This window comes from Streptomyces sp. 840.1 (genome assembly GCF_003751445.1).
GTDB lineage: Bacteria > Actinomycetota > Actinomycetes > Streptomycetales > Streptomycetaceae > Streptomyces.
Genome location: NZ_RJUU01000001.1, coordinates 5533981 through 5547494, shown reverse-complemented (window position 1 = coordinate 5547494; position 13514 = coordinate 5533981). Strand labels below are relative to the sequence as shown.

Genomic DNA, 13514 nt, shown 5'->3' with positions numbered 1-13514 from the left:
ACCGTTCTGGCCGCTCAGGTGGCCTCCGTCATCGTGCTGACGGTCCGCCGGTTCGTCAAGCCAACCTGCACGGATGCGAAAATCGGACCATGAACGAGATGCGAGCGCGCGAGGTACTGACCGCTGCCGGACACCCCGGCAACGCGAAGCTGCTCGCGCTGGGCGAGAACGCGGTGTTCGCCGTGGGCGACCTGGTGGTCAAGATCGGCCGGGACGCCGTGCGCAGTCCGGAGCTGAGGGCACGGGCCGAGCGCGAGGTGGCCGTCGCACGGTGGCTCGCCGCGTCCGGCGTCCCCTCGGTACGGGCCGCCGAGCCCTCGGCGCGGCTGGTCGAGGGCCACCCGGTGACGCTGTGGCACCGGCTGCCCGACGCGGTGCGGCCCGCCGAACCGAGGGACCTGGCACCGCTGCTCACCGCGGTGCACGCGCTGCCGGCCCCGGAGGGCCCGGCGCTGCCCCGCCGGGAGCTGCTGGGCGGGGTGGAGCGCTGGCTGACCCTGGCGGGCGACGCGATCGACCCGGCCGACGCCGCGTATCTGCGTGAGCGCCGGGACGGCTTCGCGGCGGCCGCCGCCGCGCTGGTGCCGCATCTCCCGCCGGGCCCGATCCACGGCGACGCGCTCCCGCGCAATGTCCATGTCGGTCCGGACGGGCCGGTCCTGGTGGACCTGGAGACCTTCTCGACGGATCTGCGCGAGCACGATCTGGTGGTGCTGGCCCTTTCCCGCGACCGGTACGGGCTGGCGGCCGAGGCCTATGACGCGTTCACCTCGGCGTACGGCTGGGACGTCCGGGAGTGGGACGGCTGCGCGGTGCTGCGCGGGGCGCGGGAGACGGCGAGCTGCGCGTGGGTCGCACAGCACGCGCCGGCCAACCCGAAGGCACTGGCGGAGTTCCGCAGGCGCGTGGCGTCGCTGCGCGACGGTGACGCGGCGGTGCGGTGGTACCCGTTCTGAGGCACGGTTCGCCGGGCGCGGCGGTGAGCGCGGTCTCCTCAGGCGCCGGACGGGTTCAAAGGCTGTCCGCACGTGCCGACGGACTCACCGGACGGACTCAAGGACGGTCCTCACGTGCCGGACGGGCTTGCATCCGGCTCAGGTTGTCACCCGCGCGCGGGTGACCTCCGCACCGGACCGCGCCCCTCAGCCCGAGACCGGCACCGGCTCCCGTATCGGCCAGCGGCTGTCGATCACCGCGTCCGTCTTGCCCTTGCGGCGCAGGAAGTCCTGGAAGTCGGCGGCCCACTCCGCGTACCAGGCGATCTGCCGCTCATGCAGCTCGGGCGCCGACAGCGATGCCACCGAGCCGTGCCGGGCGGCTATCGCGTACGCGACCCGCACCGCGGCCAGCGCGTCGGCCGCGGCGTCGTGCGCTCCCCCGTGGACGACGCCGTACTCGACGCAGACCGCCTCCAGATTGCGCTTGCCCTTGCGGTAGCGGTCCACCGCCCGGTCGATCGTGTACGGGTCGACGACCGGGCCGATCCGCGTGCCGCCGAGGCGTTCGCTGAGCGAGGGCAGGCCGTGCCGGTGCAACTCCGCCGTCAGCAGCGTCAGGTCGAAGGCGGCGTTGTACGCGACGACCGGCACGCCTTGGCGCCAGTACCCGGTCAGGGTCTCGGCGATCTCGTCGGCCACCTCGCGCACCGGCCGGCCCTCCGCCGCCGCCCGCTCGCTGCTGATGCCGTGGATCGCCGAGGCCTGTGCGGGGATCAGGACCCCCGGATCTGCCAGCCAGGTGCGCTGTCGCGCCGGCTCCGCGTCACCGTCGCGCAGACCGACGACCGCCGCCGTCACGATCCTGGCCTCCAGCGGCTCCGTACCCGTCGTCTCCAGGTCGAAGCCGACCAGCGCGTGCTGGTGCCAGCTCATCCCGTACCTCCTTCGTGGTGCTCCCCCGGATGACGACCACCCTCGCACGGGCCACTGACAACGCCCAGGGGCCCCCTCAGGAGACCGGCCGGGAGTCCGTCCACACGGACTCGAACTCCTCGCGGTACGTCTCGAACAGCCCGTGCTCGCTGTCCTGCCCGGCCCGGACCACCGCCCGTCCGCCGCCCCGGAGCACCAGCACGGGGGCCTCCATGCCGCGGGCCCGGCGCAGATAGGTCTGGACGACCCCCACCGCGTCGGCGCCGTCGCCGTCCACCAGGTAGGCGGTGAAGCGCGGGGTCTCGTCGAAGACATGGATCTCGAAGGCGCCCGGGTCGCGGAGCTTGGAGCGGACCCGGCGCATGTGGAGGATGTTCATCTCCACCGTCCGGCTCAGCTCCCCCTTCTTGAGCCCCAGCTCCCGCTCCCGGCGCTTGACCGCGCTGCTCGCCGGGTTGATGAAGAGCAGCCTGACCCGGCAGCCCGACTCGGCGAGCCGGATGAGCCGGCGGCCGGAGAAGTTCTGGACCAGCAGGTTGAGCCCTATGCCGATCGCGTCCAGCCGGCGCGCTCCGCCGAAGAGGTCCTCGGCGGGCAGCTGGCGCTGGAGGCGGACCCGGTCGGGGTGGACGGAGACGACGTCCGCGTACCGGTCGCCCACCAGCTCCTCGACGGCGTCGACGGGAAGCCGGTCGGCGGACGGGACCGAGGCGCCGCTGCCGAGGATCTCCAGCAGCCGGGCGGAGGCGCGCTCGGCCTGGGCGAGCACCGCCTCGTTGAGCGCGCGGTTGCGGGAGACCACGTTGCGGGCGACCTCCAGCTCGTCCAGGGCCAGCTCCACATCGCGGCGGTCGTCGAAGTAGGGCTCGAAGCAGGGCCAGTGCTGGACCATCAGCTCACGCAGCTGAGGCAGCGTGAGGAAGCTCAGGACGTTGTCGTCGGCCGGGTCGAGCAGATAGCCCTTGCGGCGGGACACCTCGCGCACGGCGACGGCGCGCTGCACCCACTCCTGTCCGGCGGGCCCGGCCGCGGCCACCACCCAGTCCTCGCCGTGGACCGGCTCGTAGATCGGCTGGAGGACCGCGGCGACCACGGCGCGCAGCCGCTGTTCGACGAGATTCAGCCAGATGTAGGCGCGCCCGGCCCGCTGCGCACGGGTGCGCACCTCGCTCCAGGCGTCCGCTCCCCAGTCCAGCTCGGCGCCGATCTCCAGGGGCCGGGCGAGCGATACCGCCCCGGGCGGCACATCGGTGGCGTCCCCCTCGTGACCAGCGTCACCTGGGGGCAGCTCGAAGCCTCCCGAGCTCACCCGCACACCGCCTTCCACTCCCCCACCAACGATCAAGGAAGGGTACTCCGGTAGCGGGAGCCGGTGCAGCCGGATGAGCAGGCTCCTTCTTCAACTCCCCTATGGATCAGGCCTGTTCCCTTGGACGAGATCTGCCGTAGTGAGCGGATTCATAGTGATTAAACACCCCACGGCAAGCCGCATACCGGGCAGCGGGCGGACGGGGGCCGCCGGATTCGGGTTCCGGGCGACAAGGAGAGGCCCGATGTTGACCGGTCGGCGCGACGCAGTCCCCCGATTGCCGGTCGGTCCTAGGTAAGGGACGCCCTTTCGGGGAAGATCTGGCAGGGAGCCCGCATTCCCCAGGCAACCGCATCAGAGTGGAAGAGTCGAATCTATGCAGGTCTGGCCGGGACAGGCGTACCCCCTCGGCGCCACGTACGACGGCGCCGGGACCAACTTCGCGGTCTTCTCGGAGGCCGCCCACCGAATCGAACTGTGCCTGCTGCACGACGACGGCTCCGAGACGGCGGTGGAGCTGCGGGAGACCGACGCGTTCGTCCGGCACGCCTATCTGCCCGGGGTGATGCCGGGTCAGCGGTACGGATTCCGGGTGCACGGGCCGTACGAGCCGCAGCGCGGCGCCCGCTGCAACTCCGCGAAGCTGCTCCTCGACCCGTACGCGCGGGCGGTCGCCGGTCAGATCCAGTGGGGCGAGGCGGTGTACGGCTATCCGTTCGGCCGGCCCGACGCGCGCAACGACCTCGACTCGGCGCCGCACACCATGACGTCCGTCGTGGTCAATCCGTACTTCGACTGGGGCGACGACCGGCGCCCCCGTACGGACTACCACCGCACGGTGATCTACGAGGCCCATGTGAAGGGCCTGACGATGCTTCACCCGGGGCTGCCGAAGGAGCTGCGCGGCACGTATGCCGGGCTGGCGCATCCGGAGGTCATCGCCCATCTGACGGAGCTGGGCGTCACGGCGATCGAATTAATGCCGGTGCACCAGTTCGTGCAGGACCACCGGCTGGCGGACGCGGGGCTCGCCAACTACTGGGGTTACAACACCATCGGCTTCTTCGCCCCGCACAACGCCTACGCCTCCTGGGGCGACCGGGGCGAGCAGGTGCTCGAGTTCAAGCAGGCCGTGCGGGCACTGCACCAGGCGGGCATCGAGGTGATCCTCGACGTGGTCTACAACCACACGGCGGAGGGCAACCACCTGGGTCCCACGCTCTCCTTCCGGGGTCTGGACAACGCCTCGTACTACCGGCTCGCCGAGGACCAGCGCTACTACATGGACACCACGGGCACCGGGAACTCGCTGCTGATGCGGTCCCCGCACGTGCTCCAGCTGATCATGGACTCGCTGCGCTACTGGGTGACCGAGATGCATGTGGACGGCTTCCGCTTCGATCTGGCGGCCACCCTGGCCCGTCAGTTCCACGAGGTGGACCGGCTGTCGTCGTTCTTCGACCTGGTGCAGCAGGACCCGGTGGTCAGCCAGGTGAAGCTGATCGCGGAACCGTGGGACGTGGGCGAGGGCGGCTACCAGGTGGGGAACTTCCCGCCGCTGTGGACCGAGTGGAACGGCAAGTACCGGGACACGGTCCGGGACCTGTGGCGCGGTGAGCCGAGGACGCTGGCCGAGTTCGCCGGGCGGCTGACCGGCTCCTCGGACCTGTACCAGGACGACGGCCGCCGCCCGCTCGCCTCCATCAACTTCGCCACCTGCCACGACGGGTTCACCCTGCACGACCTGGTCTCGTACAACGACAAGCACAACGACGCCAACGGCGAGGGCAACCGGGACGGCGAGAGCCACAACCGGTCCTGGAACTGCGGTGTGGAGGGCGAGACCGACCGGCCCGATGTGCTGGAGCTGCGGGAGCGGCAGATGCGCAACTTCATCGCCACGCTCATGCTGTCCCAGGGCGTGCCGATGCTCAGCCACGGCGACGAGTTCGGCCGCACCCAGCAGGGCAACAACAACGGCTACTGCCAGGACAGCGAGCTGTCCTGGGTGCACTGGCCGGACCCCGCCGAGGCGGCGGCGGACGACGACGGCGAGGAGGCGGCGGACCGGCAGGGCGGCGACGGGCTCGCCAGCAGCCTGCTGGAGTTCACCCGGGCCATGGTGTGGCTGCGCCGCGACCATCCGGTCTTCCGGCGCCGCCGGTTCTTCCACGGGCGCCCGGTGGAGGGCACGCACGACGAGCTCTCGGACATCGCCTGGTTCACGCCGGAGGGCGAGGAGATGACCCAGCGGGACTGGCAGGCGGCGCACGCCAAGGCCCTGACGGTCTTCCTGAACGGCCACGCCATCTCGGAGCCGGGCCCGCGCGGCGAGCGGATCTCCGACGACTCCTTCCTGCTGATGTTCAACGCGAGCGCCGAGACGCTGGAGTTCGCCGTCCCGCTGAACCACGGCCGGCAGTGGCACGTGGTCGTCGACACCGCGCGCCCGGCGGGGGTGCTGACGGGCGCCGGGCCGAAGGTGACGGGGGGCGATCGGGTGACGCTGGTCGGACGGAGCATGGCGGTGCTCCAGCGGCCCGCGTAGGGGTACGGGGCGTCCGGCCGGGCCCTTGTGCGCGAAGAGGTGACACAGGCGGCCCGGATCTGGGTACGAACGTCTCCATGACGCCTTCCGCCACGTACCGGCTCCAGCTCCAGCCGGAGTTCCCGTTCTCGGCCGCCGAGGACGCCGTTCCGTACCTCGCCACGCTCGGCGTCTCCCATCTGCACCTGTCGCCGGTCCTCGAAGCGGTGCCCGGCTCCCGGCACGGCTACGACGTCACCGACCACGGCCGGGTACGCGCCGAGCTGGGCGGCGAGGAGGGTCTGCGGCGGCTCTCCCGGACCGCCCGGGAGCACGGGCTCGGCATCGTCCTGGACCTCGTGCCGAACCACATGGCGGCCGACCCCCGGCACAACCACGCCCTGCGGGAGGTCCTGCGCGAGGGGCCCGGCTCCCCGTACGCCCGCTGGTTCGACATCGACTGGGCGGCGGGGGACGGGAAGATCCTGCTGCCCGTGCTCGGCGGGCGGCTCGGCGACGAGATCGGCGGACTGCGGGTCGACGGGGAGGTGCTGCGCTACGGCGAGCAGGAGTTCCCGCTCCGGGCCGGCACCGCGGACCTCGGCCTGCCCGAGCTGCTGGACGCCCAGCACTACCGGCTCGGCTGGTGGCGGCTGGCCCGCACCGAGCTGAACTACCGGCGGTTCTTCACCATCTCGGAGCTCATCGGGGTACGGGTGGAGGACCCGGAGGTCTTCGCCGCCACCCACGCCAAGGTCCTCGCGCTGGTCCGGGACGGGACCGTCGACGGTCTGCGGATCGACCACCCGGACGGACTCGCGGACCCGGCCGGCTATCTGGAGCGGCTCTCGGACGCGAGCGGCGGCGCGTGGACCGTGGTGGAGAAGATCCTCACCGGCTCCGAGCCGCTGCCGGCCGGCTGGGCCGTGGCCGGCACGACCGGGTACGACGCGCTGCACCGGATCGACGGCCTCTTCGTCGACCCGCAGGGCGCGGCGGAACTGCTCGGCCACTACCGGGAGTCCGCCGCCCCGGCCGGTGACCGGGGCGGCTACTGGCAGGCGACCGTGCGCCGGGCCGCGTACCGCGTGGTCACCCACGAGCTGGCCGCCGAGACCGCGCTGCTGACCCGGCTGGCCTCGCGCGTCTGCGCCGAGGACCCCGCACTGCGCGACCACGCCCCGTGGGCGCTGCGCACCGCGGTGCGTGAGCTGCTGGTCCGGGTGCCGGTCTACCGCCCGTACGTGACGGCCGGCGGGCCGTGCACGGAGTCGGCCGGGGCGGCGCTGGACGACACGGCGGTGAGCGACGCGAAGGCGGTGTTCGCGGTGCGGGAGGAGGCGTCGGCCGTCGACGTGGTGCGGGAGCTGGCGCTGGGGCGGCTGGGTCCCGGCGGCGACCGGGCGGCGTTCTGTGACCGGTTCGCGCAGACGGCGTCCGCGCTGCGGGCCAAGTCGGTCGAGGACACCGCGTACTACCGGTACGTGCCGCTGATCTCGGCCAACGAGGTGGGCGGTGATCCGGGCAGGCCGGCGGTGGCCCCGCAGGACTTCCACGCCTTCTGCACCCGCCTCGCCCGGGACTGGCCCGCCACCGGCACCGCGCTGACCACGCACGACACCAAGCGCAGTGCCGATGTCCGGGCCGCCGTCGCGGTGCTGTCGGAGTGTCCGGAGCAGTGGTCGCGGCTGGTGGCGGAGCTGACCCGGACGGGCCCGGCGGCCCCCGATCCGCAGCTGGCCTGGCAGGCGTGGCAGACCGCGTTCGGCTGCGTGGGGTTCCCGGACGGTGAGCTGGCCGCACGGCTGACGCCCGCGCTGCTCAAGGCGGTGCGGGAGTCCGGTCTCTTCACCAGCTGGACCGAGCCCGATCCGGTGTACGAGCGGGTGATGTCGGACTTCGTGGCCGCCGGTCCGGCCGCCGCGACCGGCCCGGTCCGCGAGAAGCTGAGGGAGTTCGCGGCCACGCTCGCCCCGCATGTCCGGGCCAACGTGCTCGGCGCGGCGCTGGTGCACCTGACGATGCCCGGGGTGCCGGACCTCTACCAGGGCACCGAGCGCGAGTACCTGGCGCTGGTGGACCCGGACAACCGGCGGCCGTTCGCTCCGCCTTCCCCGGACGCGCCCGCCTCCGAGAAAGAGGCGCTCACGGTGGCGGCGCTGCGGCTGCGGCGGGAGCGGCCCGGGGTGTTCGGCGAATCGGGTACGTACGCCCCGCTGAGCGCCTCCGGCCCGGCGGCCGCGCACTGTCTGGCCTTCAGCCGCTCGGGCGAGGTCGTCACCGCGGTGACCCGGCTCTCGCGCCGGCTGGCGGAGGCGGGCGGCTGGCGCGGTACGGAGCTGGCGCTGCCGGACGACGGGGTGTGGCGGGACCTGCTGACGCCGGGCCGGGAGTTCTCCGGCCCGGCGGTCGCCGTGGCCGAGCTGTTCGACGGGCGGCCGGTGGCGCTGCTCAGCCGGGTCGCACCAGCAGGGACCTGGGGCCCCGGGTGAGCAGGCCGGTGGCGGACGGCCGGAATCCGTCCGCCCAGCGGAGCCGCGGCATGGCGTCCAGCAGGGCGCGCATCCCCTGTTCGGCCTCCAGCCGCCCCAGCACCACGGCCGGGCAGCCGGCAGGTCCGCCGGTGGTGCGCCCCTGGTCCCGGCGGAAGGGGTCGAACAGGTCCGGTGCGGCGAACCGTTCCGGATCGCGGCCCGCCGCGCCGATCAGACAGGCGACGGGGGCCCGCGCAGGGAGGGTGCCACCGCTGAGGGTGACCTCGGTGAGGGTGCGCCGCAGGACGACCTGGACGGGCGGGTCCCGGCGCATCGTCTCCGTCCAGGCGCGGCCGGCGAGCGCGGGTTCGACGCGCAGGGCGGCCATCAGGTCGGGATCGTCCAGCAGGTTGGCCAGGAGCGAGGCGAGCGCCGTCTCGCGCAGTCCGGTGTGCCGGGTGCAGGGCCCCTCCACCGCGTCGACCGGCTCGCCGGTACGGGTCCGGAAGGGGCCGCTGCCGGCGGGCAGCCAGCGGCAGAACTCCTCGACGAGGTCGGCCTGCCCGCGCCCGGCGATGCGCCGCGCCAGCACGTACGCGGTCCGCTCGACGCGTTCGGCCAGGTGCCGGGGCACGGAGCCGGTGACCACGGTGTAGCGCTCGCGGGGCAGGCAGCGGGCGCTGCCGTGGCAGAGGCCGAGGGGTGCGGGGCCCCCGCGCGGCGCCCCGTCGTGCGGGAATCCGGTGAACGCCGGGCCGGTGAGCGCGGCGATCACGTCGTCGTACCGGCTGATCAGCCAGGCGCCCAGCGGGGCGTCGTAGCAGAGCGGGTACTCCTCGCGCAGCACCCGGTAGAGCCGGTACGGGTCGCGGGCCGCGCCGGGGGCGAGGAGGCTCGGGCCGGCTCCGGGGCGGCCGGGGCGCGACGGCGCGGCCGGGCGGCGGTCGGGCGAGGGCGTCGGGGCGGGTATGCCTCCGGGGGCGTCGGCCTGCATCCGTACCCCCGGTCGGTCGGTGCGCCGGTGTGCGGCGCGGTCCCCCTCAGGGGACCACCCGGACGGGCCCGCCGCAGTCGGCGCGCGGCCGTCCGGGTGACGGGGCGCGCGTGCGGCCCGTCACCCGGACGGCCCTTGGGCCTGTCGTCACGGGGCGGGGCGCGGGCCCGGCGGCCGGGACGCGGCCAGCAGCTCGGTGAACGCGGCTGCGGCACCGGTCAGTTCGACGCGGGAGAAGACCGCGAGCGGGCGGGACCACGGCGGGTCGACGGTGAGTACCGCGCAGTCCTCGCCGACCGCTCCGCGCACCACGTGCGCGGGGGCGGTCGCGATCCCGACGCCTGCGGCCGCCATCCGTACCGCGGTCGAGGTGTGCTCGGTCCGTACCGCTGTGCGCGGTACGAAGCCGGCCTCGGCGCAGACCCAGTCCAGGAACGGCCGGCCGTGCACGACGGCCTCCATCGCGCAGCGCACCCAGGGGCGGTCCGCGAGCTCCTGGAGGCGGACGGAGGCACGTCCGGCGAGCCGGTCGTCGAACGGGACGACCAGGACGATGCTCTCCTCACCTATGGGGACGACCGGGCCCGGCCAGCCGGCGGGCGGCGGGCCGACGGCGAGGTCGGCGGTGCCGCGCTCGATCTGTTCCTCCAGGGCCTCCGTGGTGGCGTACTCGTGGAGCACCAGGCCGACGCCGGGGTGCGTGGAGCGCCAGCGGGCGAAGACCTCGGGAAGGATGCCGACGGCGATCGCGTGCACGGTGGCGATGTGCAGCTCGCCGCCCTCGGCGCCGGCCGCCGCCCGCGCCGCGCGCCGGGCCTGGGCGGCGCTGCGCACGGACCGTTCGGCGTGCGGCAGGAAGGCGCGGCCCATCGGGGTCAGGCGCACGCCGCGCGGCAGCCGTTCGAGCAGGGCGCCGCCGATGGTCCGCTCCAGGGCCTTGATCTGGTGGGAGAGCGCCGGCTGGGTGACGTGGAGCAGTTCGGCGGCCCGGGTGAAGGAGCTCTCCTCGACGACCGTGAGGAAGTACTCCATCTGACGCAGACTCACCGGATCGCCCCTCGTCCTCGGCCATAGACGTTGTGCATCGGTCCCACACAAACATTGCCTTGGACTCATGGCAACGGACGGGCGGAGGGTGGGAGCCATGACACAGACGGCGAAGGTGACCGAGACCGATGTGCTGGTGATCGGCGGGGGGACGGGCGGCTACTCGACCGCTCTGCGGGCCGCGGCGCTCGGTCTGCGGGTGGTGCTCGTGGAGCGCGACAAGGTGGGCGGCACGTGTCTGCACCGGGGCTGTGTCCCGAGCAAGGCGATGCTGCACGCGGCGGAGCTGGTGGACGGCATCGCGGAGGCCCGTGAGCGGTGGGGGGTGAAGGCGACGCTGGAGTCGGTGGACTGGCCGGCACTCGTCGCGACCCGTGACGACATCGTGGACCGCAACCACCGCGGGGTGACCGGCCACCTGGCGCACGCCGGGGTAGAAGTGGTGCGCGGAAGCGCAGAGTTGACCAGCCCGCGCGGGGCCCGGATCGCCGGGTACGGGGAGGTCACCGCCCGGCGCGGCATCGTGCTGGCCACCGGGTCGCGGCCGCGCACGCTGCCGGGCCTGGTGGCCGACGGGCGGCGGGTGGTGACCAGCGACGACGCGCTGTTCGCCGCCGGTCTGCCGGAGTCGGTGCTGGTGCTGGGCGGCGGGGCGATCGGTGTGGAGTACGCGTCCCTGCACCGGTCGATGGGGGCCCGGGTCACCCTGGTGGAGGCCGCCGACCGGCTCGTGCCCCTGGAGGACGCCGATGTGTCCCGGCACCTGACGCGGGGCCTGAAGAAGCGCGGGATCGATGTGCGCACGGGTGCGAGGTTGCTGGAGGCGGCCGTGCTCGACGACGGGGTGCGGGCCGCTGTCCGGACCCCGCGCGGTGAGACCCGCACGGTTCGGGCGCAGCGGCTGCTGGTGGCGGTGGGCCGGGTCCCGGTGACGGACGGTCTGGGGCTGGCCGCGGCCGGACTGGGCACCGATGAGCGCGGGCATGTGGTCCCGGCGGACTGGGACCGGCTGGAGACCTCGGTGCCGGGGATCCACGTGGTGGGCGACCTGCTGCCGCCGCCGTCGCTCGGGCTGGCCCACGCGTCTTTCGCGGAGGGCCTGTTGGTGGCCGAGACGCTGGCCGGGCTGCGTCCGGCGCCGGTGGACTACGCGGCGGTGCCCCGGGTGACGTACTCAGCCCCGCAGACGGCGTCGGTGGGGCTGTCCGAGGCCGGGGCCCGTGACGCCGGGCACGACGTGGTGGTCGGCACGATGCCGCTGACGGCGGTCGCCAAGGGCATGGTGCACGGGCAGGGCGGGATGGTGAAGGTGGTCGCCGAGCGGAACGGGCGGGTCCTGGGCGTCCATCTGGTCGGGCCGCACGTCTCGGAGATGATCGCGGAGAGCCAGCTGATCGTCGGCTGGGACGCCGAACCGTCCGACGTCGCCCGTCATGTGCACCCTCATCCGACGCTCTCGGAGGCGGTCGGCGAGGCCTTCCTCACGCTGGCGGGCCGAGGACTGCACCAGCGGGCATGAGGGCGCCGCTCCGGGACACGGCTCAGGCGGGCGGCCTGAGCGCGGGGGCGGAGAGCCGGAACATCATCGTGCCGAAGCTGACCTGGTCGCCCTCCCGTACCGAGACCGTGCCCGTGACGCGCTGGCCGTTGACGCAGGTGCCGTTGGTCGAGCCCAGGTCGCGCAGCAGCCACCGGCCGCCGTGCACGGTGAGTTCGGCATGGGTCCGGGAGACGGTCTCGTGGCTGAGGCGCAGCCCGTTGCCCGGGTCCCGGCCGATGAGCAGGGGGTGCGGGCTCGGCGCCGGCAGCAGCAGCTTGGGCAGCCGCTCGGCCCACCAGGCCCGGCGCACCCGGCCGGGAAATCCGGAGACCCCGCCGACGAACCGGATCAGCTGCCGTGACAGGCGGCCCCCGGCGTCCAGGTCGGCGGTGAGCACCGCCAGTTCCTCGGAGTTGTTCGCGGTCAGAGCCAGTTCCATGCGCCGCATGAAGGTGTCGTGGGAGAGCTTTCCCTGCGCCGCGCCTTCTCTGAGCACGCCGAGAACACGGTCGCGCTGGGCGTCGGACAGCCGCGCGGGGTACGTGTGGAACTCGAAGGAGGACGTCACGGGGCCAATTGTCGGGCCGACCGCCCCAACGTGTCCAGAACGGCCGCTCCTTCCTCGCCGCTGACCTGCGCGGGCGGACCGGGCGGGCCTCTCACCGGAATAATTCCGAGCGCCCGGAGCGGCACATTGCTACCGTCTGCCGCCGTGCCGCCCCGACGACCGCCGGGGGGCTCCCGCGTAGTCCTGGAGACTCTGTGCCCGCTGCACCACTCGAACTGAACATCCGTCCGCTCGCCGGCCCCGAGGAGCTGGACCTGTTCCGCCGCCTGTCGTACGTGCTGGACCACGAACTGGCGGACGACCTCGGCTCCGGCCGCCGCCGCCCGGAGTGGATGTGGGTGGCGCTGCGGGGCGAGCGGGTGGTGGCGCGGATCGCGTGGTGGAGCCAGGACGGGGAGGTGCCGCTCCTCCTCGACTTCTTCGACCTCGACGACACCCTGCCCGAGCCCGAGCGCGGTGAGGTGGGCCTGCGGCTGCTGGAGACGGCGAGCGCGGCGGTCCTGCCGGCCGGCGGCCCGCGTCCCGAGTACGGGCGGTACATACCGCCCGACTGGCGCGAGGACCCGGCGGCCCGTGACGTGGTCGAGGCCCGCATCCGGGTCATGGAGCGCAGCGGTGCCCGCATGCTGGTCGAGCGGCTGCGCCTGGAGTGGCGCGCGGGTACCCCGGTGCCCGCGGACAGCGGCCGGCTGCGCTTCCGCCCGGTCGCCGGGCGCGCGGACCTCCTCGCGCTGATGGCGCCGGTCATGGAGGGCACCCTCGACGCGCACGGACAGCAGGACCTGGCCTCGGGGCTGACGGCCCTCGATGCGGCGGAGAAGCAGTACGACGAGGAGCTGGCCCGCTACACCACTCCGCGCGAGTGGTGGCGCATCGCGGAGCTGCCCGACGGCGAACCGGTGGGCTTCGTGATCCCGGCCCGCAACAGCTACAACCCGATCATCGCGTACATCGGTGTGCTGCCCGCGCACCGGGGCCGCGGCTACATCGACGACCTCCTCACCGAGGGGACCCGGGTGCTCGCCGGCCAGGACGGGGTGGAGCGGATCAGGGCCGCGACGGACCTCGGCAACGTACCGATGGCGAAGTCCTTCGAGCGGCTGGGGTACGTCAACTTCGAGCGCGCCTTCGACATGGTGTGGGACTGACGGACCCCGCGCGGCAGACGGCAGCCCGACGACCGC

10 protein-coding genes are annotated in these 13514 nt (G+C 73.6%); 5 read left to right on the top strand and 5 right to left on the bottom strand.

The window, feature by feature from the left end:
- Nucleotides 1-89: 89 nt before the first annotated feature.
- Entirely contained in the window at nt 90-956 is an 867-nt protein-coding gene (locus EDD93_RS25360; protein ID WP_123527334.1) for a phosphotransferase enzyme family protein, read from the top strand.
- Between the two features lie 186 nt (nt 957-1142).
- On the opposite strand, the gene EDD93_RS25355 is transcribed toward EDD93_RS25360, so the two are convergent.
- Nucleotides 1143-1871, bottom strand: coding sequence for a 3'-5' exonuclease (locus tag EDD93_RS25355; protein ID WP_123527333.1), 729 nt, complete (start codon nt 1869-1871; stop codon nt 1143-1145).
- Between the two features lie 76 nt (nt 1872-1947).
- Nucleotides 1948-3180, bottom strand: a complete 1233-nt coding sequence (locus tag EDD93_RS25350; RefSeq protein ID WP_123527985.1) for an SAV2148 family HEPN domain-containing protein — start codon at nt 3178-3180, stop codon at nt 1948-1950.
- 376 nt (nt 3181-3556) lie between these two features.
- On the opposite strand from EDD93_RS25350, the gene glgX reads away from it, so the two are divergent.
- Complete coding sequence (glgX, locus tag EDD93_RS25345) at nt 3557-5728, top strand: glycogen debranching protein GlgX (protein WP_123527332.1); 2172 nt, start codon at nt 3557-3559, stop codon at nt 5726-5728.
- Nucleotides 5729-5805: 77 nt separating this feature from the next.
- Complete coding sequence (gene treY / locus EDD93_RS25340; RefSeq protein ID WP_123527331.1) at nt 5806-8199, top strand: malto-oligosyltrehalose synthase; 2394 nt, start codon at nt 5806-5808, stop codon at nt 8197-8199.
- Here the strand turns inward: treY and EDD93_RS25335 are convergent.
- Nucleotides 8159-9175 (bottom strand): cytochrome P450, encoded by a 1017-nt coding sequence (locus tag EDD93_RS25335; protein WP_123527330.1) that lies wholly within the window; start codon nt 9173-9175, stop codon nt 8159-8161. The two genes, treY and EDD93_RS25335, sit on opposite strands and share 41 nt — an antisense overlap.
- Nucleotides 9176-9322: 147 nt before the next feature.
- Nucleotides 9323-10222 carry a LysR family transcriptional regulator gene (locus EDD93_RS25330; RefSeq protein WP_123527329.1) on the bottom strand — a complete coding sequence of 300 codons (900 nt, stop codon included), beginning with the start codon at nt 10220-10222 and terminating at the stop codon, nt 9323-9325.
- Nucleotides 10223-10319: 97 nt separating this feature from the next.
- Between EDD93_RS25330 and lpdA the strand changes: the two genes are divergently transcribed.
- Nucleotides 10320-11741 carry a dihydrolipoyl dehydrogenase gene (lpdA, locus tag EDD93_RS25325; RefSeq protein ID WP_123527328.1) on the top strand — a complete coding sequence of 474 codons (1422 nt, stop codon included), beginning with the start codon at nt 10320-10322 and terminating at the stop codon, nt 11739-11741.
- A gap of 22 nt (nt 11742-11763) precedes the next feature.
- Here the strand turns inward: lpdA and EDD93_RS25320 are convergent, their stop codons facing one another.
- Nucleotides 11764-12330 (bottom strand): DUF1707 and FHA domain-containing protein, encoded by a 567-nt coding sequence (locus EDD93_RS25320; protein WP_123527327.1) that lies wholly within the window; start codon nt 12328-12330, stop codon nt 11764-11766.
- Nucleotides 12331-12524: 194 nt separating this feature from the next.
- On the opposite strand from EDD93_RS25320, the gene EDD93_RS25315 reads away from it, so the two are divergent.
- Complete coding sequence (locus EDD93_RS25315; RefSeq protein ID WP_123527326.1) at nt 12525-13478, top strand: GNAT family N-acetyltransferase; 954 nt, start codon at nt 12525-12527, stop codon at nt 13476-13478.
- Nucleotides 13479-13514 lie beyond the last annotated feature (36 nt).

Bases quoted from the DNA above. Each gene is read 5' to 3' on its own strand.
- EDD93_RS25360 (WP_123527334.1), top strand. From the start codon at position 90: ATGAACGAGATGCGAGCGCGCGAGGTACTGACCGCTGCCGGACACCCC.
- EDD93_RS25355 (WP_123527333.1), bottom strand. From the start codon at position 1,871: ATGAGCTGGCACCAGCACGCGCTGGTCGGCTTCGACCTGGAGACGACG.
- glgX (WP_123527332.1), top strand. From the start codon at position 3,557: ATGCAGGTCTGGCCGGGACAGGCGTACCCCCTCGGCGCCACGTACGAC.
- treY (WP_123527331.1), top strand. From the start codon at position 5,806: ATGACGCCTTCCGCCACGTACCGGCTCCAGCTCCAGCCGGAGTTCCCG.
- EDD93_RS25335 (WP_123527330.1), bottom strand. From the start codon at position 9,175: ATGCAGGCCGACGCCCCCGGAGGCATACCCGCCCCGACGCCCTCGCCC.
- lpdA (WP_123527328.1), top strand. From the start codon at position 10,320: ATGACACAGACGGCGAAGGTGACCGAGACCGATGTGCTGGTGATCGGC.